The sequence below is a fragment of the Picosynechococcus sp. PCC 7002 genome (assembly GCF_963860125.1).
Classification (GTDB): Bacteria; Cyanobacteriota; Cyanobacteriia; order Cyanobacteriales; family MRBY01; genus MRBY01.
In genome coordinates this window covers 1,894,533-1,919,429 of record NZ_CAWLFA010000001.1, presented here as the reverse complement: position 1 = coordinate 1,919,429, position 24,897 = coordinate 1,894,533, and the positions used below count along the sequence as shown (strand labels likewise).

General features: G+C 49.8%; 23 protein-coding genes. 9 read left to right on the top strand and 14 right to left on the bottom strand.

The annotated features are described in order from the left end of the window. Positions 1 to 71 precede the first annotated feature (71 nt). From lnt to AACQ84_RS09270, 9 genes are all read right to left on the bottom strand, one after another. Positions 72 to 1,736 carry an apolipoprotein N-acyltransferase gene (gene lnt / locus AACQ84_RS09310; RefSeq protein ID WP_238986473.1) on the bottom strand — a complete coding sequence of 555 codons (1,665 nt, stop codon included), beginning with the start codon at positions 1,734 to 1,736 and terminating at the stop codon, positions 72 to 74. Continuing rightward, the gene (panB, locus tag AACQ84_RS09305; RefSeq protein ID WP_012307440.1) at positions 1,693 to 2,481 is read right to left on the bottom strand and encodes a 3-methyl-2-oxobutanoate hydroxymethyltransferase; all 789 of its coding nucleotides are present in this window, start codon (positions 2,479 to 2,481) and stop codon (positions 1,693 to 1,695) included. Before panB ends, lnt begins: the two co-directional genes overlap by 44 nt. A gap of 223 nt (positions 2,482 to 2,704) precedes the next feature. Continuing rightward, entirely contained in the window at positions 2,705 to 3,739 is a 1,035-nt protein-coding gene (hemF, locus tag AACQ84_RS09300) for an oxygen-dependent coproporphyrinogen oxidase (RefSeq protein WP_012307439.1), read from the bottom strand. Positions 3,740 to 4,422: 683 nt separating this feature from the next. After that, positions 4,423 to 5,982: a ferredoxin--nitrite reductase gene (locus tag AACQ84_RS09295; protein ID WP_012307438.1), complete on the bottom strand. Its 1,560-nt coding sequence runs from the start codon at positions 5,980 to 5,982 to the stop codon at positions 4,423 to 4,425. A gap of 180 nt (positions 5,983 to 6,162) precedes the next feature. Then, positions 6,163 to 8,136, bottom strand: a complete 1,974-nt coding sequence (thiO, locus tag AACQ84_RS09290; RefSeq protein WP_041443897.1) for a glycine oxidase ThiO — start codon at positions 8,134 to 8,136, stop codon at positions 6,163 to 6,165. Between the two features lie 154 nt (positions 8,137 to 8,290). Continuing rightward, positions 8,291 to 9,346 carry a 3-deoxy-7-phosphoheptulonate synthase gene (aroF, locus tag AACQ84_RS09285; protein ID WP_012307436.1) on the bottom strand — a complete coding sequence of 352 codons (1,056 nt, stop codon included), beginning with the start codon at positions 9,344 to 9,346 and terminating at the stop codon, positions 8,291 to 8,293. A gap of 224 nt (positions 9,347 to 9,570) precedes the next feature. Next, the gene (locus AACQ84_RS09280; RefSeq protein WP_012307435.1) at positions 9,571 to 10,050 is read right to left on the bottom strand and encodes a PAM68 family protein; all 480 of its coding nucleotides are present in this window, start codon (positions 10,048 to 10,050) and stop codon (positions 9,571 to 9,573) included. Positions 10,051 to 10,065: 15 nt separating this feature from the next. Continuing rightward, positions 10,066 to 10,335 (bottom strand): 30S ribosomal protein S15, encoded by a 270-nt coding sequence (gene rpsO, locus AACQ84_RS09275; protein ID WP_012307434.1) that lies wholly within the window; start codon positions 10,333 to 10,335, stop codon positions 10,066 to 10,068. Positions 10,336 to 10,480: 145 nt separating this feature from the next. Beyond that, the gene (locus tag AACQ84_RS09270) at positions 10,481 to 11,077 is read right to left on the bottom strand and encodes a phycobiliprotein lyase (protein WP_012307433.1); all 597 of its coding nucleotides are present in this window, start codon (positions 11,075 to 11,077) and stop codon (positions 10,481 to 10,483) included. Positions 11,078 to 11,305: 228 nt separating this feature from the next. Between AACQ84_RS09270 and AACQ84_RS09265 the strand changes: the two genes are divergently transcribed. Continuing rightward, positions 11,306 to 11,470, top strand: a complete 165-nt coding sequence (locus AACQ84_RS09265) for an NblA/ycf18 family protein (protein ID WP_012307432.1) — start codon at positions 11,306 to 11,308, stop codon at positions 11,468 to 11,470. Between the two features lie 147 nt (positions 11,471 to 11,617). Here AACQ84_RS09265 and AACQ84_RS09260 read toward each other — a convergent pair whose 3' ends face one another. Continuing rightward, positions 11,618 to 12,100, bottom strand: coding sequence for a Tab2 family RNA-binding protein (locus AACQ84_RS09260; protein WP_012307431.1), 483 nt, complete (start codon positions 12,098 to 12,100; stop codon positions 11,618 to 11,620). A 34-nt stretch (positions 12,101 to 12,134) separates the two neighbouring features. After that, a complete protein-coding gene (locus tag AACQ84_RS09255; RefSeq protein ID WP_012307430.1) occupies positions 12,135 to 13,082 on the bottom strand; it encodes an NAD-dependent epimerase/dehydratase family protein in 948 nt (315 codons plus the stop codon). Positions 13,083 to 13,126: 44 nt separating this feature from the next. On the opposite strand from AACQ84_RS09255, the gene AACQ84_RS16380 reads away from it, so the two are divergent. The 3 genes from AACQ84_RS16380 to AACQ84_RS09245 all read left to right on the top strand — a co-directional run bounded on the left by AACQ84_RS16380 (position 13,127) and on the right by AACQ84_RS09245 (position 14,810). Next, positions 13,127 to 13,462, top strand: a complete 336-nt coding sequence (locus AACQ84_RS16380; RefSeq protein ID WP_397427712.1) for a ribbon-helix-helix protein, CopG family — start codon at positions 13,127 to 13,129, stop codon at positions 13,460 to 13,462. Then, entirely contained in the window at positions 13,459 to 13,869 is a 411-nt protein-coding gene (locus AACQ84_RS09250; protein WP_012307428.1) for a type II toxin-antitoxin system VapC family toxin, read from the top strand. Before AACQ84_RS16380 ends, AACQ84_RS09250 begins: the two co-directional genes overlap by 4 nt. 107 nt (positions 13,870 to 13,976) lie before the next feature. Continuing rightward, a complete protein-coding gene (locus AACQ84_RS09245; RefSeq protein ID WP_012307427.1) occupies positions 13,977 to 14,810 on the top strand; it encodes a DNA-formamidopyrimidine glycosylase in 834 nt (277 codons plus the stop codon). Between the two features lie 13 nt (positions 14,811 to 14,823). On the opposite strand, the gene sufR is transcribed toward AACQ84_RS09245, so the two are convergent. After that, positions 14,824 to 15,480: an iron-sulfur cluster biosynthesis transcriptional regulator SufR gene (sufR, locus tag AACQ84_RS09240; protein WP_041443540.1), complete on the bottom strand. Its 657-nt coding sequence runs from the start codon at positions 15,478 to 15,480 to the stop codon at positions 14,824 to 14,826. A gap of 178 nt (positions 15,481 to 15,658) precedes the next feature. Here sufR and sufB point away from each other — a divergent pair, with 178 nt between their 5' ends. From sufB to AACQ84_RS09220, 4 genes are all read left to right on the top strand, one after another. Beyond that, positions 15,659 to 17,098 (top strand): Fe-S cluster assembly protein SufB, encoded by a 1,440-nt coding sequence (sufB, locus tag AACQ84_RS09235; RefSeq protein ID WP_012307425.1) that lies wholly within the window; start codon positions 15,659 to 15,661, stop codon positions 17,096 to 17,098. Between the two features lie 66 nt (positions 17,099 to 17,164). Beyond that, entirely contained in the window at positions 17,165 to 17,938 is a 774-nt protein-coding gene (gene sufC, locus AACQ84_RS09230) for a Fe-S cluster assembly ATPase SufC (protein WP_012307424.1), read from the top strand. 2 nt (positions 17,939 to 17,940) lie between these two features. Beyond that, on the top strand, positions 17,941 to 19,299 hold the full coding sequence (gene sufD / locus AACQ84_RS09225) for a Fe-S cluster assembly protein SufD (RefSeq protein WP_012307423.1): 1,359 nt from the start codon (positions 17,941 to 17,943) through the stop codon (positions 19,297 to 19,299). A gap of 57 nt (positions 19,300 to 19,356) precedes the next feature. Next, positions 19,357 to 20,619 (top strand): SufS family cysteine desulfurase, encoded by a 1,263-nt coding sequence (locus AACQ84_RS09220; protein WP_012307422.1) that lies wholly within the window; start codon positions 19,357 to 19,359, stop codon positions 20,617 to 20,619. A 50-nt stretch (positions 20,620 to 20,669) separates the two neighbouring features. On the opposite strand, the gene AACQ84_RS09215 is transcribed toward AACQ84_RS09220, so the two are convergent. Further along, on the bottom strand, positions 20,670 to 21,428 hold the full coding sequence (locus tag AACQ84_RS09215) for a hypothetical protein (protein ID WP_041443538.1): 759 nt from the start codon (positions 21,426 to 21,428) through the stop codon (positions 20,670 to 20,672). A 282-nt stretch (positions 21,429 to 21,710) separates the two neighbouring features. Between AACQ84_RS09215 and speA the strand changes: the two genes are divergently transcribed. Then, the gene (gene speA, locus AACQ84_RS09210; RefSeq protein ID WP_012307419.1) at positions 21,711 to 23,645 is read left to right on the top strand and encodes a biosynthetic arginine decarboxylase; all 1,935 of its coding nucleotides are present in this window, start codon (positions 21,711 to 21,713) and stop codon (positions 23,643 to 23,645) included. Between the two features lie 96 nt (positions 23,646 to 23,741). Here the strand turns inward: speA and AACQ84_RS09205 are convergent, their stop codons facing one another. Then, the gene (locus AACQ84_RS09205) at positions 23,742 to 24,878 is read right to left on the bottom strand and encodes a CO2 hydration protein (protein WP_041443893.1); all 1,137 of its coding nucleotides are present in this window, start codon (positions 24,876 to 24,878) and stop codon (positions 23,742 to 23,744) included. Between the last annotated feature and the right edge of the window lie 19 nt (positions 24,879 to 24,897).

Below are 24,897 nucleotides of genomic sequence, written 5' to 3'. Positions count from 1 at the left end.
CAGCAAAATTCAGAAGATTTCAAGGGGAAAAGCTTCCCTTTTTTATTGTCTATTTGTATTGCCTAAGTTCCCTAAACTCTGGCTCTGTGAGCGTAGCTAATATATCCAGACAAACCCGTTCCTAATAGGAATAAACCTTGGCTTTTAACGAGCCAATTTCCCCAGTGGACATAGGGTGTTTTTTTATCGCTTAAATATATTTGTGCGCTGTAGGTGACAAATTCATTTAGGGAAGATAACCACAAAGTTTTTCCGGTGGGGTCAATCACGCCCGAATGACCCGTATTGTTAGCCCGCACTAACCAACGACCATTGGCGATCGCCTGCATCACATCGAGGGCATGGTGTTGGGCTGGCATGGTTTCACTGTAGTGGGCGTCATTGGAAGCCACAATGATAAATTCTCCCCCGGCGGCGGTTTGGCGACGGAAATGTTCTGGATAGGCGGACTCATAGCAGATGGCAACGGTGGCTGGGCCGAGGGGGGTTTGCATCACTGCTGGGTTTTGGCCCCGCACCAGGTGGGCATCGAGGGGCGACAAGCGATTAATGATCTTGCCCAGGACAGCTTCAAAGGGAATATATTCCCCCAGGGGCACGAGGCGCTGTTTGTTGTAGCGGCTGAATACGTAGCCTTGGCGATCCAGGGCAAATAGGCTGTTGGTAAAGTTATTTGCTTCACTACTAAAAGCCCCCAGGACGAGGGGGACGTTTTCTGTGCGGATCAGGCGGGGCCAAAAGGTTGCCTGGAGAATTTGCTCGATGCGAAAGGGTAAGGCCGTCTCCGGGGTAATAATCAAGTCTAGGGGCTGTTGGGCAAGGGTTTCATAGCCCGCGCGATAATTGGCGATCGCCAACTGATTACCATCTTGGTAGAGTTTAATTTCGTTGGGAATATTCCCCTGAATAATGCCGATTTGGGCAGGGCGATCGCTGGTAACGGGCGTTGTCTGGAGTAGCGACCAACCAATCAGGTGAGCACTACCCAGAAGAATTAGGGTGAGTCCCCCCAACAGACCACTGCAACGGTGGAAGCGCACAGTCCCAGTCGCATCGAAACAGGCCTCCGCAAGACAACCATTCACCAGCACAATGAGCCAAGAAATGGTGGTAAATCCCGACAGTTGAGCCAATTGTAAAATCGCTAAATTATGGGGACTCTGGCTAAAGGCAAGGAAGTGCCAAAAGAGATCACTCTGGCTCCAGAGATATTCGATCACACACCACAAGGACGCCCCATAAACAACCCGGTAAAGTCGCCCGGCAAAGCTTAAAGGCCCGAAGGAAGCACGAAATTCCTCGAAACAAACCATCCCTAACGCCCAGAGCACCGGGATGCCCGCCCCCCACAGGGTGATAATAATCCAGCAAACAATGGCGATCGCCAAACTCCACAGCCAAGGAACCCCCATCCAGGTCATCGGGTGAATCCCCGTAATCCAAAACAGCGTAAAACCCTGGTACCCCAAACCCCAATAAAAACTCAACCAGAGGGGCTGTTTGTATCTCTGGTAAAAATTACGCATCGCCCGTAGACCTTTACGACCTTGAGCAGATGGGAATGACTTAGTCCTTTGGGGCGATCGCCCAAGATAGATCCAGAGGGGGATCAAGGCGATCCAAGCGAGATACCAAGCTTCGACGGGGGCCGAGGCCATGCCCATCAGTACCCCTGCCCCTAATACGAGAAATCTAGGAGCCCAGATGGGGCGGAAACTGCTGCGTACGAACATCATCGCTATAGCGTTGGACTGCGTTGGTAATCAGATTGTCTAAGTCTAAATATTGTTTGGCAAAGGGGGGCGCTTTTTCACTGAGGCCCAAAAGATCCGCCGTTACCAGCACTTGCCCATCACAATGGCGTCCCGCGCCGATGCCAATGGTCGGAATTGTCAGTTTTTCGGTAATCGTCTGTGCCAGGGTCGCTGGAATATGTTCTAAGACCACCGCAAAGGCCCCGGCCTGTTCGAGGGCGATCGCCTCTTGGATCACCCGTGTCGCTTCTAGTTCCGTATTGCCCTGTTGCCGATAACCCAGGGTATGCACCGATTGGGGAGTGAGACCCACATGACCCATCACCGGTACCCCTAAGCGAGTGAGACGTTCCACCGTTTCGGCCATCGCTGGGTGTCCCCCTTCCAGTTTGATCGCCTGGGCGGTGGTTTCCTTGAGAATTCGACCCGCCGTATGGATCGCCTGGGAGAGGCTTTCTTGGTAGGTTAAAAAAGGAAGATCACTGACCACGAGGGCATTTTTAACCCCCCGACAAACGGCCTGGGTATGGTGAATCATCGCCTCTAGGGTCACAGGCAGCGTATTTTCATAGCCGAGGGCCACCATCGCGAGGGAGTCCCCCACCAGGATGACATCGACCCCGGCTTGATCAACTAAGCGGGCGATCGCATAGTCCCAGGCCGTCAGGGTCACGATGGGTCGTGCCGTTTTTTTATAGTTTTGTAGTGTTCTCGGTGTAACCCGCATCAATCGTTCTCTAGGGCACAATAAAGCTGACCGGGCAGTGGTGAGCAACACCCCAAAGCGGCTTGAATTGCCACCGCTGGTGTTGGACTTTTCCGGTAATACCTGAGCTATTATGCCCCAAATCAAAATTCTGGGGAAATCTCGGCGTTCGCGCCCCCAGATTTGCCCCAGTGATCACTACAATTTTCGCTTTCGGTTTTGACTCTTTAAAAGAGGCCGATTCTTAACCTTGCCAGTTGGCCCAATCCTGGGGCTTGAGGAACCGTTCATAGAGTTCTGCCTCTGGGGTACCAGGCTCAGGACTGTAGCTATATTCCCAACGCACCAGGGGCGGTAAAGACATCAAAATCGATTCGGTACGGCCATTGGTCTGCAAGCCGAAAATAGTTCCCCGGTCATAGACGAGGTTAAATTCGACGTAGCGGCCCCGGCGGTAAAGTTGGAATTGCCGTTCGCGATCGCCATATTCTGTGTTGCGTCGCCGTTCAATGATCGGCACATAGGAATCAAGGAAGGAACCACCACAGTCTTGCACAAACGCAAAAATATCTTCCCAACTGCGCTGGGGCTGTTCCCCTAAATCCTTACTGTAGGCAGCAGCAGCTTTATCGGGGTGGGGGCCTTTATACAGTTCCCCGGTGCCATCTTGATAGTCGAAGAACAATCCACCGACCCCACGGGTTTCGTCCCGGTGCTTCAGGTAGAAATATTCATCACACCAGCGCTTAAAGACGTTGTAATACTCTTTGTGGTGGCGATCGCAGGCGGCTTGGTAGGTTTTGTGGAAATGGGCCGCATCCTCAGCAAAAGGGTAGTAGGGCGTCAAATCTGCACCACCGCCAAACCACCAGACGGGGCCAGCTTCAAAATAACGATAGTTGAGGTGAACCGTTGGGATATAAGGATTGCGGGGATGTAACACCATTGATGTGCCCGTGGCATAGAACCCGTGGCCTGCGGCTTCAGGGCGCTGTTTCAAAATCGAAGGCGGCAGTTGATCACCCCATACCTCAGAGAAATTGACGCCCCCCTGTTCTAGGACATTCCCCTCACGCATTACCCGAGAACGACCGCCGCCGCCCTCCTGTCGCTGCCAAGAATCTTCCTGAAATTTTCCTTTTCCGTCGGCCACCTCTAATCCCTGACAAATTTTGTCCTGGATTTGCTGCATAAACTGGCTCACCCGTTCTTTGGAATCACTGGGGGGCACAGGCTTAGCGGAACTGGCATTGGTGGATTCTGTTTGCAAAGCTGTCATGGTTGCGTGGGAAGAAGTTTTATCTATTTATTAAAAGGGTTTACCTGATGGCCCAAAGGCTGATGTTGCAAGGCTTCTTTAGGTCGACACAGGTCAAACTAGTATTCCAGACTAACCTGAATTGGCACGTTTTCGGCCTCGGTGAATGTGATTTTTCATGAAGTTTGTAACGAATAATTAAAAAGCTGCCTCCCGTGAATTCGTCGCCTGAGGCTATCCCCAGAGGCAAGGCGATCGCCCCCAATCCCGCTCCAAGGTTAAGAATAGATTAACTATATCCTTACGGACTTTTCCGTTTTAAAACCGTGATACAAAGGAAATCTCCCAAAAGCTTCGGTGTATACTAAAACCAAGGTTAAGAAAAAGTAAATTATGACTTAATCCTTTCATTACCTATTGGCGTGTCCAGGAGATTTGAACAATGCATCATGTTGCTAATCCAACCACCCCCCAAACTTCGATCCCTTTTCCCCTCAAAACAGATCGAAATGTGCCGACCCGCCTTGTAGCTCACTGGTTAATAGATGCGAATGGTAAGCTCTATCGAATCTGGGTCAGCGAAAAAATTTAGTCTCCTCGTCCCAACAAATTCCATCCAGCAAAAATCCCACAGAGTCACTGACGGATTCTGTGGGATGGTTTGTAAGTTTTTAAGATTAAAGCAAAATTAGAAGGACTTCAGCCTACTCCGACTTCGGCGTTGCTCCAAACTGTTCGATTAAAATATGCTTCACAGTTGCCTTGAGGGTGTCCCCACAGGGCACTTTCTGAGCTACCGGCGCACCGAGGCTCGCCTGGTTACCGACCGTTCCCCCAGTGAGCACATTGACCGCTTCGACAATTGCCCCATCAACTTTCGCTTTAGAACCGATAAAGCCGATATCACCCACCTGGGCTTGACCACAGGAATTTGGGCAGCCAGTCCAGTGCATCCGTACCCGTTGGGGAATATCTAATTCGGCATCCAATTCACGGGCCAAAGCTAACCCCTGTTCCTTCGTCTCCACAAGGGCAAAATTGCAGTAGCGATTACCTGTGCAGGACACAAAGGAACGTACCAAGGTCGAAGGATTCACCGAGAATTTTTCTAGTAACGGTTCCTGGAGTAGCGCCTCAACGTTTTCGCTTTTGACGTAGGGAATAATGAAATTCTCTTCCACTGTGGCCCGAATTTCGCCATTGCCATAGGTTTCTGCGAGGCGTGCTACCTCGAACATGTCCTCTGCGGTCAAGCGTCCGGCGGGGACATGCAAGCCCACATAGTGATAACCTGCTTGTTTTTGGGCATAGACACCGATGTGATCTCGCTTATCCATGGTTAAGGCGTGTTCTGGGGCTGCCGGTTCTAAAGATTGGCCAATTTCTGCTTCTAATCTCGCCCGGAAAGCATTGACACCCCACGCTTCAACCAGCCACAACACCCGCGCTTTGGCCCGATTTCCCCGGAGACCTTCCTCGGCACTGTGGCGGGTATATAGCGCTAAAATACCACGACTGACCGCAAGGACAGCTTCGTTGGGGGGAACCCAAACATTAATCGAAATCCCTTCGGCTTGTCGCTGGGCAGAAAAATATCCGCCAACCAGGACATTAAAGCCAAATTGCCCATCCTTAAAGGCCGGGACAAAGCCAATGTCATTGATTTCTACGTGGGAAGAATTATCCGGCGCTCCTTCTAGGCAGATATTAAACTTCCGGGGGAGGTCACTAAATTCGAGGCTGCCTTCACCGTAATTGGTGATCATATTTTGGAGTTGGGCCGCGAGTTCCCGGGTATCAAAATATTCTTCGGGGTCGATACCGGCGACGGGAGACCCTGTAATGTTGCGCACGTTATCGTGGCCAGACTGTACCGTGGTGAGGCCCACTTGCTTTAATTTCGTCAAAATCTCTGGGGTGTCTTCCAGTCGAATGCCGCGTAATTGGATATTTTGGCGGGTTGTGATGTCGGCACTCCCGTCTTCGCCGTAGCGTTGCACAATTTCTGCTAGGGCGCGCACTTGGGCACTGTTGAGGATGCCGTGGGGAGTCCGCAGACGCAGCATAAATTTGCCTGGGGTCACCGGTCGGTGAAAAAGTCCCAGAAATTTAAGACGAATGATTAAGTCATCTTGATCCATGGCTTCCCAGCCAGCCTGGGCCAGGGTTGCCAACTCATCTTTAATCGCTAAGCCGGGTTTGGCTTGTTTGGCTTGTTCGATTTTTGTGAGTTTGATTTTTTGGATTGTGGCGGCGTCAGTCATGGAGTTAATCCTGATTTCAATACTGATGTTGCTATGGGCGTCGGCTGGATATCCAGGGTGATTTGACCAAGGTAAACATTCAGTCAGGGAGATTTTGTAGTGTTAACTACGGGCCTGGCTTGCTTTTGCGAAATCAGAATATTGATGATGCGATCGCCGCATTCAATCGACAGGAGGAACTTAGGTGCTGACCAGTCCAGTTTGGGGAGAACTGGCACTGGCAATATGTTGAACCGGAATGCGCCCGGCTAGGTGAGCGAGGCGGCCGGCAGTGGTGGCTAACCCCATGGCTCGACCCATTTGTACGGGATCTTTAGCGAGGGCGATCGCCGAATTGACCAGTAGCGCATCGGCTCCCAATTCCATCCCGTAGGCCGCTTCACTAGGGGAGCCAATCCCCGCATCAATCACCACGGGAACCTTGCTCTGTTCAATAATAATTTTGATGTTGGCTTCATTTTGAATCCCCTGGCCCGACCCAATGGGAGAACCGAGGGGCATCACCGTGGCACAGCCCACTTCCTCTAAGCGTTTCGCCAACAGAGGATCGGCATTAATATAGGGCAGCACCGCAAACCCTTCTTTGACCAATTGTTCTGCGGCGTCGAGGGTACCGATGGGATCCGGCAGTAGGTAGCGGGCATCGGGGATCACTTCTAATTTGACAAAGTTGTTATCTTCTTGGCCTAACAGACGGGCCATTTCCCGACCTAAACGAGCTACCCGGATCGCTTCCTCGGCAGTTTTACAGCCCGCCGTATTAGGCAACATCCAAATTTTTTGCCAGTCGAGGGCTTCGGCAAGTCCTTCGTGGCCTGGGGCTTTGGTTTGGACGCGACGCACTGCCACCGTGACAATTTCGCAACCGCTGGCTTCAACGCTTGCTTGCATTGCGGCAATTGAGGGATATTTCCCCGTTCCTGTCATTAACCGGGAAGTAAAGCGACGACCGGCAATGACCAGTTGATCAGGGGTTTCCGTGGGGTTTGGCGTTGCAGTTGTGGTTTTGGGGCTGATAAAAAAGCTCGGCATTGAACCGTTTTGAGCATTCTGACTGTTGTGACCGTTTTGCATGGGTTGATGGGTTGGGTTATTTAAAAAGCGTTGGTAAGAAAAATGTTGGAGGAGGGGATCTGCTTGGTTGCGGATTAGGCGATCGCCAATGAGTTTCGCCGTGATGGGAGCCAATAAAATGCCATTGCGATAATGGCCCGTGGCGTAGGTGAGATTTTCACAAGGGGATGCCCCCAGAATCGGCTTTTCATCGGGGGTTGCGGGCCGAAAACCCCACCAGAGTTCCGTGATTTCCCAATCTTTGAGTTTCGGCAACAGTTGAATCGCTTTATTCAGCAGGGTTTGGATCCCTTGGGGGGTATTGTTGGGTTGCCACTTCACAGTTTCTGCGGTAGCCCCAATGATTAGGGTCCCATTGGTGCGCGGCACGAGGTACAGATTATCACCAAAAATCACCCGCCGGAGGGCCTCAGGATTCGGCATCCTCAGGGACATCATTTCCCCTTTAATCGGATAAACGGACAGGGGCGTGATCTGACTCGACCAGGAACCTGCGGCCAAAACATAATGGCCCGCTTGGAATAGCCCTTGATCGGTCTGCACCGCTTGCACCTGTCCTTGGATTTGTTGGAGACCCAAAACAGTAACGCCTTCTTTAATTACCACTCCCAGACCCCGTGCCGCTTGGAGTAAGGCTTGGCTCAGACGGCGGTTGTCTACTTGGCCATCTTCGGGGTGCCACCAGGCTCCCACCACCCCATCACCAAAACCCGGTTCATGGTAGGTCAGTTGGGCGCGGTCTAGCCAAACAGAAGCGCTATCAGTCACGGTTTGGCTCGGTGCAACGGATTTGGGAGCAAAAATACCACAGGGCAAATAACCCACATCGACGCCGCTGAGTTGTTCAATTTTGCGGCACCAGTCGGCGTACATATTGCGCGATCGCCGCCCCAATTCGAGCATCGTTCCTGTTAACCCTTCGGCCTCCGGGGCGAGCATTCCGGCAGCGGCATGGCAGGCAGCCTCGGTAAAGTTTCGATTCAGGATTGTCACGGCACAACCCTGTTGTTGCAATTCGACGGCGATCGCCAAACCAATGATCCCGCCTCCTAAAATTAAAACGTCCGCTTGCTGTGCCATTTTTTCCATCACCTTAAATTCCTTCCGGTGCCTTCCTTTAAGCTACAACGGCCAAGATTTTTGCGGCAACCTTGACTTGTAAATAAAAAATCCCCACTCCAAGTAGCAGGGATATCACGTTAGGTACTGACATTAACCAGCCATCACAGGGGCCTTAAACTGTTGCCAATTCCTTTTGGCCACGTCCCGTTAATTTTTCAACCTCTGCCAGTTCTTGCATCACCTGGTCGAACGCTTCTGGGGTCAAGGATTGGGGGCCATCGGAAAGGGCTTTCTTCGGGTTGGGGTGAACTTCGATCATCAGCGAATCAGTACCAATGGCGATCGCCCCTTTAGCCAGGGAAAGAACAAATTCAGACTTCCCTGTACCGTGGCTCGGATCGATCATCATCGGTAAGTGGGTCAAACTGCGCAACACCGGAATCACCGATAGATCCAAAACATTGCGTGTGTACTTACTATCGAAGGTGCGAATGCCCCGTTCACAGAGGATCACCTGGGAATTTCCTTCCGCCAAAATATATTCTGCAGCCATTAACCAGTCGTCGATGGTGGCGGCCATCCCACGCTTTAACAACACCGGCTTATTCTGAGCTCCTACCTTCTTCAAGAGGGCAAAGTTTTGCATATTGCGCGCGCCGATTTGGAGCACATCGGCAACCTCAGCAATTTTTTCTACGTCCGCCGTATCCATTACTTCTGTGATAATCCCTAGACCGGAGGCTTCCCGTGCTGCCGCCAACAATTCTAAAGCACTTTCACCGTGGCCCTGGAACGCATAGGGAGAAGTTCTCGGCTTGTACGCCCCACCCCGGAGGAATTTTGCCCCGGCTGCTTTGACCCGGAGGGCGGTTTCAACGATCATTTCTTCATTTTCAACGGAGCAAGGGCCAGCGACGACGACCACCGGATGATTGGGGCCGAAGGTGACATCCCCGTTCGGAGTAGGCACAACGACCTCGCTGTATTGACCATGACGGTACTCAAGACTGACCCGCTTAAAGGGCTTTTCGACCCGGAGTACATTTTCGATCCAGGGGCTCATTTCTTGGATCAGTTCAATGTTAAAAGTGGCGGTATCTCCCACTAAGCCAATGACCACTTTGTGGGCCCCAACAATTTTTTCGGGGGTCAGGCCTAACTCTTTAAGCTCACTCCCTAAACGGTTGATTTCGGCTTCAGGAGTGCCAACTTTCATGACTACGATCATGGTATTTCCTCGAAGATTTACGACAGGTAAAAGAAATTTTATTTATGGAATAACGATGTAATAGGGCGTTTTTTATGGATAACGTTCTTAAAAACTAAGTTGTCGGCGATCGCCACCCTCCCAGTCTTATCTTGACACATTCACCTGAGAAAATTTTGATAACCGACAAGGCTGCATACGTGATATTTAAGCTCGGAAACCCTGAAAAACCAAGGGTCGAAACTTTAAGATTTGCTGCGGGCTTCCCGGCGACTAGCACGCCAGGCTTGAACCATCCGACCAAGGTTAAGACTAAATTCTTCCCAACCAAAGAGACTTCCGGGACGATTTTCATCCCAGGAAGTGGAGAGAATACCGTAGCTCAGCCCCACAACCCCCAAACCGAAACAGCCTAGGCTCACCAGCAGCACGGCAATGGTGGGCAACTCCAGAAGTTCGCGGGAAACAATATAGTAGGACACCACGAAGGAAGTGATCCCCAAGGCCGTGGGAATCCCAGAAAATAAGGCCATCCGGCGAATCATCCGTTTGCTTACTGCATCGGGGATCGCCGATAAACTGGCCTCATCCTTTGGCGATCGCCTAGGCGCATTTGATCCTGAACTAGACTGGGTTGTTGCCGTTGCCGGGGGCTTTTTGGGAGCCTTTTGCTTCGTTTGCTTGGGCTCGAAGGGGAGCCGATCTCGCTTCGGTTCAGAGGACATGGGTTCGGTAAAAACTTAACGACGAATTCCGAGACGACCAATCAAGGTTTGATAACGTTCTTGGTCGTTAGATTTAATAAATTGTAAAAGGCGCTTCCGTTTCCCAATCATTTTTAACAAACCACGCCGGGAGGAATGGTCTTTTTTGTTGACCTTGAGGTGTTCGGTCAGTTGGTTAATGCGCTCCGTGAGGAAGGCCACTTGGAGATCCGCAGACCCAGTATCAGTTTCGTGTACCTGATACTCGCCCATGAGTTCCTGTTTACGCTCTTGCGTTAAAGCCATAATCTGTTTTTGTAGAAAATAAAATACAAATATTGCAGTCTATTATGCTAACACTGTTTGCCCCGAAAGCCTATGGACAGACGGAATCTTTTTGACCACAGCAACACGGATATCTCTGTGGGGCAAAATGGCTGAAAATTCCCCACTACCAACCGCTAATAGCGTAAAGGGGATTGGTTTCCGCAGCCGCAGTCGCCGTTACCGGGGATGTCTGGATGCGCTCTTCCATACAAAAAGTTGTTGTGTTAAAGCCCCCAAAGCGTTTTACGGTGCTGGTACGCAGGCGTAGGTCTGGGTTGGCGAACCAAAACCGTTCGTAGATCGTCATGGTTTCGTATTCGGTGGTCAGAACGAGGCCATCTTCGTGATCCAGATGATATTCACCAGCGACGGGGACGATTTCCGCATAGCCGCGCTCCCGCAACAGTTTTCCTTGGCGGGGGTTGTCAGCATCGGGGATGAGGGCAAAAACAGTGCTGCCTTCGTGGTTTTCATCGTCTTTGTCCCATTGCATCGTGCCAGCCCAGGTGACATAGGAGCCGCCGACGCTGAGGCTAGCGTCCATGTCGTGCATCTGGCAAATTTCAATGATGCGGGGGTCGTCTTTTTCGAGGGTTTCGACTTGGATATTCGAACCACCGGATTCGGCTCGCCGGAAGGGGAGGTGGTGGGTAACGCGTCGAGACTGCCATTGTCCGGCACTGTATTGGAAAAATTCCTTGGCATCCGCAAAGCTTTGCATATCGAAAAATTGTCCTCTGGGTCTTGGCTGATTACAAAAATATCGTTTTATCGGTGTTTGTTAAAAACATCTTTCAGCTTAACGAATTTCGGGCCGCTCCCTGGAAAATAGGCGATCGCCCCATTGTTTCTTTTTGTTTCAATTTTGACAGAACGATTGACAGAGGTTAGATTAAATGCAGTAGAGACATTCGCAATATTCGCCAGAATTATTGGCAAGGAGCTGCCCATGTCCCCGGAAACAAACTTAACCCTCGAACAAAGGCTACAGGTACAAATTTTTGAAACCCGTACCCAAGACCTGAGCCTGGAGCAAGCCCAAGAATTTTTAATGGAAATGTTTCGGCAAATGCTGGTGAAAGATACCCTGTTCACCAAGTTGACGGAAAGCTAGAACCAGCTTTAGGTGTCTAGCAAGAGTGCTGAAAAAACTGAAAAAATTGGTCGGCGATCGCCCTTCTCCTATTCCTCTCAGGTGGCGATCGCTTTTTATTGGGATTTTGATTTGGACTAATTCATCTGGGCTAATTTGCGTCAACGACTAAGCTTTCAGGAGCCAAAGGGCCGTGTGGGTCACATCGGAATCGTCGGGTTGCACTAAAAGGAAATGTAAACCTTGGGCTTGCTGGAGCCGTTGTTGGTAACGTTGTCCGGCGCTGGCGATCGCCTGGTCATGGAAAGTCATGATCACCCACCGTTGGGTATCGGCCCCGGTAAGGACAAATCCGCCCGCGAGGTTGGCCTCCGTTTCCTGGTAAAAAACCGTTTGGGGTTGCTGTTCTTGGAGCCACTGGGCCAACTGCATCGACTGCCTGCCACCATAAATAATCGTCCCCGGAATCAGCACATTAGAAGCTAGCCCTAATTTCACCGGCTGCAACTCCTCCGGCAGCGACAAAATCGGGATCGGGCGATCGCCAAACAAATCCCAAAAATCTCCAGCAGGGATACTGCCAAAACGCCAATTTTCACCCCAAAGTTTATCGGGCAAAGGTTGGGGGGGAGCGGGTAAATTTTGCGCCATAATCAATTCGCCTCAGGGATTGTTTTCATACAAACTAATACAGACTTTGAATCCAGTCCCATTCTCGCTGCAGGCCCTCACTGAGTTTCACCTGGGGGTCATAACCCAAAATCGTTTTCGCCTTGGTCACATCGGCGCTGGTATGTCTGGCATCTCCCCGGGCGCGATCGCCATAGTTTCGTGGAATCGGTTTGCCAACGATCTGGTCAATTTCATCGAGCACATCATTTAAAATCACCCGACTGCCACCGCCGATATTGAAAATTTCGCCAATCGCCTTTGGTTCCTGGGCGGCTAAGAGGTTCGCCTGTACTGCGTCGCTGATATAGGTAAAATCACGGGTTTGTTTTCCATCGCCGTAAATGCCAATGGTTTCACCCAGGATTGCCGCCCGGAAAAACTTATGGAAAGCCATATCGGGCCGTTGTCGGGGGCCATACACCGTGAAGTAACGCAGGGATGTGACCGGGACAGCGTAATTTTTTAAATAAAGCCAGCAGAGCCGTTCCGCCGCTAATTTTGTAATGCCATAGGGAGAAACGGGCTGGGGACAAATGGTTTCTGGGGTGGGCATGGTTTCCGCATCGCCATAAACCGAGGATGTACCCGCATAGACAAAACGTTCTAAAGTACCGACCTTTTTCGCCGCTTCGAGCATTACCTGGGTGGAATTAATATTTCGTTCGGTATAGTCCCGAAAGCCGATGCCCCAACTGGCCCGTACCCCGGCTTGGGCTGCCTGATGGTAAACCACACTCACACCTTTCAGCAGATCTTCCCAATCGAGGTGCTGTATATCTGCTTCGATGAGTTGGAAATTTTGGTACTGGGCGAGGGCGGCTAGATTTTTACGCTTGAGAGTTATGTCGTAATAGTCATTCACCTGATCAACACCCACCACTGTAATCCCCTGCTGGAGGAGAGTTTCTGCGAGGCTAGAGCCAATGAATCCCGCAGCGCCTGTGACAATGACCTTCGACATGATGATGTTCGGGGGAGAAAAATTTGATGTTTCCAAAATAGAGGATGGGGTTAGGCGATCGCAAAGTTTTTTTTCAGCCATTAGCACTCCCCCAATTTTGTTGTACTACAATATGCAATACGACAATGGTGTTGTTAATGATTACCCTAAGACTTGACCCAGACCTAGACAAAATAGTTAGTAATACGGCCAAAAATTTAGGCATCACAAAATCTGAACTAATCCGCAAAAGCCTAGTTGAATACATTCACAATCTCGACCAACAAAGTGCTTGGGAAACTGGCAAAGATTTGTTTGGAAAATATAGCAGTGGTAGAGATGATTTATCTTCCTGTCGAAAAATGCTCCTAAAAGAAAAGCTTAAAGCGAAGCGAGCATGAAAAAGATTCTGATTGACTCTGGGCCGCTGATTGCCCTGTTTGATGCGTCGGATAAATATCATCCAAAAGCCTTGGAATTCATCAGACACAATAATCTGCCGCTGATCACAACGATTGCCTCAATCACAGAAACCCTCCATCTCCTAGATTTCAATCGCAATGCGCAAATTGATTTTCTGGAATGGATTAGTAGAGGTGGTGTGGAAATTTGTCAAATTGAAAACCATGATTTTCAGCGGCTACGGGAACTGACAGAAAAGTACCGTGATTTACCCATGGATTTTGCGGATTCTTGCTTAGTGCTTCTCGCAGAAAAATTAAATTTAGACACCGTCGCCACCATTGACCGCGATTTTTCTATCTACCGGATTAAGGGCCGGAAAAAATTTAAAATCATCCTTTCCTAAAAAATGCAGAATTAATTCTTCATTCAGTAACGCGAGGCTCGTCCAAGTTGCTCCATCCCTGAAAAACTGCTTCAATCTGCAAAGGCGATAGTAAGTTAGGGGAATCCATGCCAGAACTACCAGAGGTGGAAACCGTTCGTCGCGGTTTAATGCAAATTAGTCTAAATCAGCAGTTTACAGGAGCAGAAATTCTCCTCCGGAAGACCCTGGCCTATCCCACAGATCCCGATCACTTTTTAGGGATGATCCAAGGCCTGTTCATTCAAGATTGGCAGCGACGCGGCAAGTACTTACTCGGAAAATTATCGGATGGCTCAACCCTTGGGATTCACCTGCGGATGACAGGGAAATTTCTCTGGACAACCCCGGATGTGCCTGTGCAAAAACATACTCGGATACGCTTTTTCATAGAAGGCGATCGCGAACTGAGATTTGTTGACCTGCGCACCTTTGGACAAATTTGGTGGGTACCAGCGGGAACCATTGTGAAATCTGTAATTACGGGATTGACACGCTTGGGTGTGGAACCGCTTTCCCCAGATTTTACGGCTGATCTGTTGGCCAATTTCTGCGAAAAGCGCCAGCGGCCAATGAAAACGTTTTTGCTTGACCAAAGCATTATCACTGGCTTGGGAAATATCTATGCTGACGAAGCACTGTTTAAATCGGGCATCCATCCCACCCGCAAGGCCAGCAGTTTAAAGATGTCAGAAATCGAGAAGCTCCATAAAGCAATTGTCGAAGTGCTGGAAACTTCTATTGCCCAAGGCGGCACCACCTTTAGCGATTTTGTCAGCACCACGGGCACCAACGGTAACTATGGCGGCATGGCTCTCACCTACGGGCGCACAGGTGAACCTTGTCGTGTTTGCAGTCATCCCATCGAACGGATCAAACTCGGCGGACGATCAACCCATTTCTGTCCCCAATGCCAGAGCTAATATTTTTGTTTGGTTAATCTTTGGCTTGGATGATGTAGCCGCACTGGTGTTCCCCTTCGTTGATCCACTGGGTGCGAGTCACAGTGCAGTCGGGCAAAACTTCTTCGAACATTTCTAATTCATTACCACAGACCACCGGGAAGGATTCGGCCACATCGGCGATCGCACAATGATGTTCCGTCAATAAAAAACCGTCATGACCATGGTCTGTCGCCGGAATGACCTCCGCCATGTAGCCTTCTTCTTTGCGTAAATTGACCAAACGGGCTAAACGCTCTGGCAAAGAACCATCCCCAAGGCGATCGCGGTAACTGTGGGCCTTCTTTTGCCATTGTTTGCGGAGCACTTCCTTGACCTGCTCTTCTCCCGCCGTCTCTGCTAAGGTATCCAAAAAAGATACCGCAAAATCGTTATAGCGGTTCGGAAAGCGATCGCGGCCGGCCCGACTCAGACCATAAAAATAATTAGGACGCCCCAAACCCTCCTGCTTTGCCCGGTGTTCAATGAGGCCTTCTTCTTCTAGATCTTTCAGGTGACGTCGCACCGCCTGGGGGCTAATTTGTAAAGATTTCGCCAACTGCACAGCCTTAACTTGACCATGTTTCAATAAATATTCCAAAATGTCATGCTTCGTTGAACGGGTTTCGGCGCGGGTGTCAGAAAGGGTCATGGATAAGCCGTTAGACAAGATCTACCACAAATATTTGACAACTTTTTTGTTGTTAAAGTACCTTGAATAGAAACTAAAACAACCAAACAGTTGTTAAACTAATCATATCGCGTTTTCTTAATCCGACAACGCCAAACCCAGAAAGCATTACCCATTCTGTAGAGAGACTGACCCCAGCATGAGTGCGACCGTCAAAACCCTTGTCAATCAGCCCTATAAATATGGTTTCGTCACAGATATCGAGACGGAAAAAATTCCCCGTGGCCTCAGCGAAGATGTCGTTCGCTTAATTTCCGCCAAGAAAAACGAACCGGACTTTATGCTGGAGTTTCGTCTCAAGGCTTACCACCAGTGGCTTAAAATGGCTGAGCCAGAATGGGCCCATGTTAAATATCCCCCCATCGACTACCAGGACATCGTTTACTACGCTGCCCCCAAAAAAGAAACTAAAAAAATCGAGAGCCTAGACGAAATTGATCCGGCCCTCCTAGAAACGTTCGAGAAGCTAGGCATCCCCCTTTCAGAACAAAAGCGTCTATCCAATGTCGCTGTAGATGCCGTTTTTGATAGCGTTTCCATTGCGACCACCTTTAAAAAAGACCTCGCCAAGCACGGTGTAATTTTCTGCTCCATTTCCGAAGCACTGCAGGAATATCCAGACCTGGTCAAAAAATATCTCGGTACCGTTGTGCCCACTTCTGACAACTACTTTGCGGCGCTCAACTCCGCCGTGTTTAGTGACGGTTCCTTCGTCTTTATTCCCAAAGGCGTGAAATGCCCAATGGAGTTGTCCACCTATTTTCGGATCAATGATGGGGAAACTGGTCAATTTGAACGGACGCTGATTATCGCCGAAGAAGGTGCCTCCGTGAGCTATCTCGAAGGTTGTACCGCACCGATGTTTGACACCAATCAGCTCCATGCTGCTGTGGTTGAACTGGTGGCCCTTGATAACGCTGACATCAAATATTCCACCGTCCAAAACTGGTTTGCGGGGGACGAAGAGGGCAAAGGCGGTATCTACAACTTCGTGACGAAGCGGGGCCTCTGTAAAGGTATCAATTCTAAGATTTCCTGGACTCAGGTAGAAACCGGCTCGGCGATCACCTGGAAATACCCCAGTTGTGTCTTGCTCGGCGATAACTCCGTGGGTGAATTTTATTCCATTGCTTTAACGAATAATCACCAGCAGGCTGACACAGGCACCAAAATGATCCACATCGGTAAAAACAGCCGTAGCACAATCATTTCTAAAGGCATTTCGGCGGGCAAATCGAAAAATAGCTACCGGGGCTTGGTGAAAATGCACCCCAAAGCCGACGGAGCGCGTAACTATTCCCAATGTGATTCGATGCTCATTGGCGATACAGCAGAAGCGAATACCTTCCCCTACATCCAAGTGGATAATCAAAATGCCAAGGTGGAACATGAAGCCTCCACTGCAAAAATTGGCGAGGAGCAGCTCTTTTACTTTGCCCAGCGGGGTATCGCCGAAGAGGACGCCATTTCAATGCTTGTTAGTGGCTTCTGTAAGGACGTACTCAGTGAGTTACCGATGGAATTTGCGGCTGAAGCGGATAAACTTCTCAGCCTCAAACTCGAAGGCACTGTTGGGTAGCTTCAAACCTCAATTATCAGCAAATAAGTATTCGTTTTTTAGTTCAGAAATAAGCAATCGAAGGCAATGAGTGAAGTTATCTTAGCGATTAAAAATTTGACTGCGACCGTCGATGGTCAGCCGATTCTCAAGGGCGTTGATCTAGAGATCAAAGCAGGAGAAATCCACGCAATTATGGGCCGGAATGGTTCAGGAAAAAGTACCCTGTCAAAAATTATTGCGGGGCACCCTGAGTATGAAGTCACTGGTGGCGAAATTATCTACAAGGGCGAAAACCTCTTGGAGAAGGAAGCCGAAGAACGGGCTTTAGACGGTATTTTCCTCGCCTTCCAATATCCGTTAGAGATTCCTGGAGTGAGCAACCTTGATTTCCTGCGGGTTGCCTACAATGCCAAGCTCAAGCATCAGGGCAAAGAGGAGATTGATGCCTTTGATTTTGAGGATTTGATTGAAGAAAAACTCGAAGTGGTCAAAATGAACCCCAGTTTCCTCGAAAGAAGCTTGAACGAAGGCTTTTCTGGGGGCGAGAAAAAGCGCAACGAAATTTTGCAAATGGCCCTACTAGAGCCGAGCCTCGGCATTTTAGATGAGATTGATTCTGGCCTCGATATTGATGCGCTGCGAATTGTGGCGGAAGGGGTTAATCAATTGGCAACACCGGATAATGCGTTTCTTTTGATCACCCACTACCAACGCTTATTGGATTACATTACGCCCCAGTTCGTCCACGTGATGTACGATGGCCGGATTGTGAAGAGTGGCGGTAAGGAACTTGCCCTGGAATTAGAAGCAACGGGCTATGATTTCCTCGATCAAGAACTGGCTGCGGGGGTTGTGTAACGATGTCTAGCGGTACCATGACAGCGGCGATCGCCTTTTCCCAGAGTCAACCGACAGAAGTCGATCCCAATCTGGAAAAATTTCTCGGATTACTCGACCGAAGCCAATCAGCGGAATTTCAAGCCATTCGCGATCAAGGCCTTGAAAAAGTTCGCCAAGGAAAATTCCCAAGCCGACGGGATGAAGCCTGGCGGGTAACGGATTTATCGGTGCTCAAACATACGACTTTCCAAGCAGCCCAACCGACAACCCCAACGGCGGCAGATTTAGATGTTTTTGCCCTGCCGGAAACAGCCAACAGTCGTTTGGTATTTGTGAATGGCCACTATGCCCCCGACCAGTCCTGCGTTTCGGGATTACCTGACGGCGTTTTTGTCGGCAACTTCACGGCATTAGCGGCGGATCAAAAAGCGGCGATCGCCAAATATCTTGGCCAGCAGACCGAGCAACTGGATGTGTTTGCCGCCCTCAATGATGCAGGTCTTGGGGATCTCGCCATTGTTTGGGTGCCGAAAAATACCGTTGTTGAACAGCCAATCCAACTGCTATTTGTCGGCAACGGTGCGGATCAACCGACGGCTATGCAGTCCCGCTGTCTCGTGATTGCGGAAACGGGAGCCCAAGCTAATGTGGTGGAATATTACGGGGCGATCGCCCAGGGTTGCACCGATCAAGATACCCACCGCTATTTCAACAATGCTTTAACAGAAGTTTGGGTGCAGACCAATGCCCGCCTTAACCATGTGCGGGTACAACGGGAAGCTGGGGGCGCGATTCATCTCGGTAATACGGCGATCGCCCAAGCCCAAGACAGCCATTACCAACTCACAGAAGTTAATTTTGGTGCCCGACTGAGTCGCCATACCCTGACCCTGACCCAAAACGGCCCCCAAACAGAAACCATTCTAAAGGGGTTAACCATGGTTGGCGCCGAACAACTCAGCGACACCCACACCGCCGTTTATCTCCAGCATCCCTACGGCAGCGTCGATCAACTCCATAAATGCATTATTGACGATGCAGCCCGGTCTGTTTTCAACGGCCAAATCCATGTGCCTCAGAAAGCACAAATGACTAATGCGGCCCAACTGAACCGTAATTTGCTGCTGTCTCCCAAGGCCAAAGTCGATACCAAACCCGAACTGCAAATTACCGCTGATAACGTGAAATGTGCCCACGGCGCAACCGTCAGCCAACTGGAAGCCGAGGAAATTTTCTACCTCCGCAGTCGCGGTCTCAATGACTATGATGCGCGCCATTTGCTGATTGATGCTTTTGCTGCGGAAATTCTCGATACCGTGGCGATCGCCCATTTACAGCAGGCCCTTACGGGTTGTGTTGCCTGTCGCACCGTTGACTAACTTGTAAATTGCCGCCCCAACTGTTCCCGCTTACCCATCCGACCCAGTGAATCCCCTATGATCACAACCCAACCGAAACCCCTTGCCGAACAGGTTCGTGACGACTTTCCCATCCTGCACCAAACCGTGCACGGAAAGCCACTGATCTACTTCGATAACGCTGCCACCTCCCAAAAGCCCAAGGCCGTCCTCGATGCGTTGCTGCATTATTACCAGCAAGATAATGCCAATGTTCACCGGGGGATCCATAGTCTTAGTGCCCGGGCAACGGATGGCTACGAAGGGGCACGGGATAAAGTCGCCCGGTTTATCAATGCGGCCAGTCGTGATGAAATCGTCTACACCCGCAATGCCAGTGAAGCGATTAATCTTGTCGCCTACAGTTGGGGGTTGAGTAATCTAGGGCCGGGGGATGAAATTATCCTGTCGGTAATGGAACACCACAGCAATATTGTGCCTTGGCAAATGATCGCGGCGAAAACTGGCGCTGTCTTGAAGTATGTACCGTTAACCCAGGATGAAACCTTTGATTTTGAGCAATACCAAGCGCTACTTAGCGACAAAACGAAACTAGTCACAGTGGTTCATGTCTCCAATACTTTGGGCAATGTCAATCCGGTGACCGAGATCATTCAAGCGGCCCGTAAATATGGCGCGAAAATCCTTATCGATGCCTGCCAGAGTTTGCCCCATATGCCCGTTGATGTGCAGCAAATGGACTGTGACTGGCTTGTCGGCTCTGGTCACAAAATGTGTGCACCCACAGGAATTGGTTTTCTTTATGGAAAACGAGCAATTCTCGAAGCGATGCCCCCTTTCTTGGGCGGTGGAGAAATGATCGCCGAGGTCTTCTTTGATCATTCTACCTACGGTGAACTGCCCCATAAATTTGAAGCGGGAACCCCAGCCATCGGTGAGGCGATCGCCCTTGGAGCGGCGGTGGATTATCTCTCTCAAATTGGGATGGATCGCATCCATGCCTACGAAGCCGAACTCACTGCCTATCTTTTTAAGGGACTCCGGGACATCCCGAACCTAAAAATTTATGGCAAACAACCCGATGCCCAGGGGGAAGGTCGGGCGGCCCTCGCGGCCTTTAATGTTGCTGGTGTCCATGCCAATGACTTAGCGACCCTCCTCGACCACGAAGGGGTTGCGATTCGTTCGGGCCATCACTGCACCCAACCCCTCCACCGTCTGTTTGAGGCCTCTGGCAGTGCCCGCGCCAGCCTCTATTTTTACAACACCACCGCTGAAATCGATCAGTTTATTGCTGCCCTGAAGGACACCATTGATTTCTTTACCAGCATGGGTAGTTAATGAAGCATACTTCTCAAATCTCCCTAATTTTCGCTAACTGCTAGAGATCATCAGGCAATACTACGAAAACTCACATTGTCTCCTTCTTCTGACTGTTTAAAGAGGAGTAGCGGTGTGGGTTTTGCTTTTTGATCCCATTCAATGGTGACGACACGCCCTTGCACCGTAGGCTGCCAATAGTCAGGAGCTTCACTGGGATTGAGAAATTTTTCGAGACAATCAATAATTTGTTCAACAGTGATGCTGCTAGCTTGGGCGGGAAGTTTTGTAAGGCTAATATTGACGCGAAATAAGACCCCTTCCTGGCGTTGACCTTCTCGATTAATTGTGTCGTAATAAACGTCAAAAATTTCGTCTACGGGGCGACCACTGGTGGCGATCCCCACAGTGGCTACATCGGCGGTACTGGGGCGTAGGGCAACGCTAATAATTAGACGCACCTTAATTTTGAGCTGGTTCACAATCACGTAGTGGAACTGATCTTCTTCCATCCGCATCCGGAGGTAATCGAGGTTAAACTCCCGGGAGTGTACCAAGTCCGGGTTACTTTCCATTTTCTTGATTGTGCTCAGGGCCAGTTTGAGTTTTTTCTTGAGATCGTTAATTTTGTAACGATTGAGCTTGGCTTCTTTTTTATGCTTTTGATTAATGCCACGAATATAGAACAGAAGCCCTAGGGTGCTACAGAAAAAGGCTGAGGCGAGAATAATCCATGGGGCAATGCCACCAAAGATCGGTCGATCTGAGGTTGTAATCGATGTGGGTTGTTGCGCGATGATCGGCTTTGTGGAAAGGAGGGTTGGCGGCATATGCAAGGATAAGCGGAAAATTTGAGGATGAAGGCGCGGCAAAAAGTTACTAACAGATTAGCAAGGGTCGGTAGGGTCTGTTTCCAGAAGTATAGAAAAAATTTAGAACTATGGAGAGTTCACAGGCCACAATTAGCGGAAAGGCGATCGCCGAATCATTCTCCAACATTTTCACAAAAACATTGTGTATGATGAGGCGTCTCTGGGAAAATAAGAGAGTGGCAATTTTCAAAAATTGTCCAGGCCCGGCAAAAATTTAATGGAATAGGTTGCAAACCCACGATGAACAAAGCCCTTGGTTGTTTGGAGCAGTCAGTAAATACCCGTTGGACAGTGGCGGATAGCGAGACGTTATACCAAGTGGCAGGGTGGGGGGAACCATATTTTTCGATTAATAACCAGGGTCATGTGCAGGTGTCTCCCCTTGGGGACGCAGGGACAAGCATTGATCTATTTGAGCTGGTAGAATCCCTCAAACAGCGAAACATTGGTTTACCCTTCTTAATTCGTTTTCCGGATATTCTGCGCGATCGCATTGAACGGCTCCAGGACTGTTTTGCGACGGCGATCGCCCGGTATGACTATCCGAACCATTACCGGGGTGTGTATCCGGTCAAATGCAATCAGCAGCGCCATTTGGTAGAAGATCTTGTGGAATTGGGGCGCACCCACCATCTGGGCCTAGAAGCGGGTTCTAAGCCAGAACTCATGATTGCGATCGCCCTGTTGGAACCAGAGGCCGATCAAGAGCGACTGCTCATTTGCAACGGTTATAAGGATCAGCATTACATTGAAACGGCCCTCCTAGCGACCCAATTGGGGCACCGCGCCTTGATCGTGATCGAGCAGCCGGAAGAATTAGACTTGGTGATTCGGGCGAGTCAAAGTTTGGGCATCCGGCCGATGTTGGGCATTCGCGCCAAGCTTGCCAGTCGCGGCATTGGTCGTTGGGGGGGCTCCTCTGGCGATCGCGCTAAATTTGGGTTAACCATTCCGCAGATTTTGCGGCTCGTGGAAAAACTACAGGCAGAGGAAATGCTCGATTGCCTGCAATTATTGCATTACCACATCGGTTCCCAACTTTCCTCGATCAGTGTTGTTAAGTCTGCCATCCGAGAAGCCTCACAAATCTATGTGGAACTGGTAAAACTCGGCGCTCCCATGGGCTTTTTGGATGTGGGCGGCGGTCTCGCGGTGGATTACAGCGGCTCCAAGAACAATTTCCCCTCCTCGAAGAACTACAACATGCAAAACTACGCCAATGACGTGGTGGCGACGGTGCAGGATACTTGCGATGAAACTAACGTGCCCGTGCCCGTGCTGGTAAGTGAAAGTGGGCGAGCGATCGCCTCCCACCAGGCCGTGTTAATTTTTGATGTCCTCGGCAGTAGTGAAGTAGACCCAATTTTGCCCCCGAAGCCCGATTACAAAGAGCATTTAGTGCTGCGTAATCTACGGGAAACCTACGACACCATTACCCCAGAAAATTACCAAGAAAATTATCATGATGCCGTGCAATTTAAAGACGAAGCGATCAGTTTGTTTAATTTGGGCTATCTCAGTTTAGGCGATCGCGCCAATGCCGAAGAATTGTACTGGTCTTGTTGCCAGAAAATTTTCTCGATTATCCAAGGGCAAGCCAGCATCCCCGAAGACTTTGAAGAACTGTGGCAAAATATGGCCGCCCTCTACTACGTGAATTTGTCTGTGTTTCAATCGGTGCCAGACAGTTGGGCTATTGATCAGCTTTTTCCGATTATGCCGATCCACCGACTCCACGAAGAGCCGACAAAAAAAGGCATCCTGGCAGATTTAACCTGTGATAGTGACGGACGTATTAACCGTTTTATTGATACTAAGGCCGAAAGTAAAAATCTTCTTGAACTGCATCCTCCCAATGGTCAGCCTTACTATCTGGGTCTCTTTTTAATGGGCGCTTACCAAGAAATTATGGGCAACCTCCACAACCTGTTTGGCGATACCCATGTGGTGCACGTGCGTCTGACCGATGACGGCTACCACCTCGAACACCTCGTAGAAGGGGACACGATCAAAGAAGTTTTGCAGTATGTGCAATATGACGTGGCCGATCTCCTCGAAACAATGCGGTGTCGCACAGAGAAAGCCCTGAGTGAAAAACGCCTAACCCTCCAGCAGTCACAACTTTTGATTAACCATTATCGTCAAAGCTTAGAGAGCTACACCTACCTCCACTAATCATCCGATCAGTGCAAATTCACAAGGAATCTGTATTTACTCCAAGCCCAAATATTGACTTATTTTTCTACAGGATAAGAAAAGCAGCCGCCGTCTCTATGCTTGGCTATTAACAGCTTTAATTTGAGAACTTAAGAGGCGATCCATCCAATGTTCAAAAAATTCACGGTTTGCCTGTTGCTCAGCGAGGGTTTTGGGTTCTAACCCGTGGGGAGCCAGCCCCATCAAAGCCGCACTGGTCACACAGAACATTGATTTTTGGAAGGTTTGGCAAATTTTGACCCGCAAATCCTGCTCTTTGCGCAGGGTGCCCATATAGTAATCCCAGAGATAGTCTGGCAAAAAGTGGCGCATATCTTGCATCAACAGAGTCGGCGGAATCCCCGAACCACCAATGGGTAATGGGTCGGCATAGAGGGCCCCATAGGTAAAGATCCCTTGTTCGGCGGGGACTTGGGCGGCCTGGGCATTGTAGGAGATGGTGCCAGCAAAGGGAGTTCCCCGGAAGAAAATCGCTTCGACGTAGGGAACGGCGGTATCCATGAGGAAGGTTAAACCCGCAGATTCTGGGATCAACTCATACACTTCCCCTTTGATTTCGACCTTGTAGGTGATGGGACGGCTGGCATCAGCTACCAATCCGGCTAGGACGTGGTTGGTCACGTCGGCGGTGGTTTTGATTTCACCGGCATCATAGCGATCGCTCAGGTCGAGAAACATATCACTCATGACGCGCCAGAACTGACCTAAGCCTGTGTAGTAGGCCATTTGTCGGGTTTGCTCCAGGAGAAAATCGGGGAAGAGTTTATTCAAACCCAACATGAAGGGATTATTTTTCCAGCGGGCGGCGATCGCCTTTTTGGCGGCCTCAATAAATTCTGGCGTGTCGAGGTAGGCATCTAAACCCCCACCACCATGCCAAAACATCGACTTCATGCAATATTCGGCATATTCAAAGTTAATCCGGTCATGCCACCAATGTTTCAGGAGGCGATCGCCCGTTAATTGGCCGTTGAAATACTTAAAAAAGGGAAAAACATTGAGAAATTGCGATTCGGCCACATAGTTCAGATTATTCGAGTAGGCATCTAAGACCACCCCATAACTCTTGAGGATGCCCACCACTTCCATCACATTTTGATCGCTATTTTCCAGCATCGGTAAACCTTGCTCAAGGCGATGAATGAAAGGGGCAAGGGGGTGCCGCGAAGGCTCTAAAACAGCAGTGACCATATTCATATCCACAATTCTT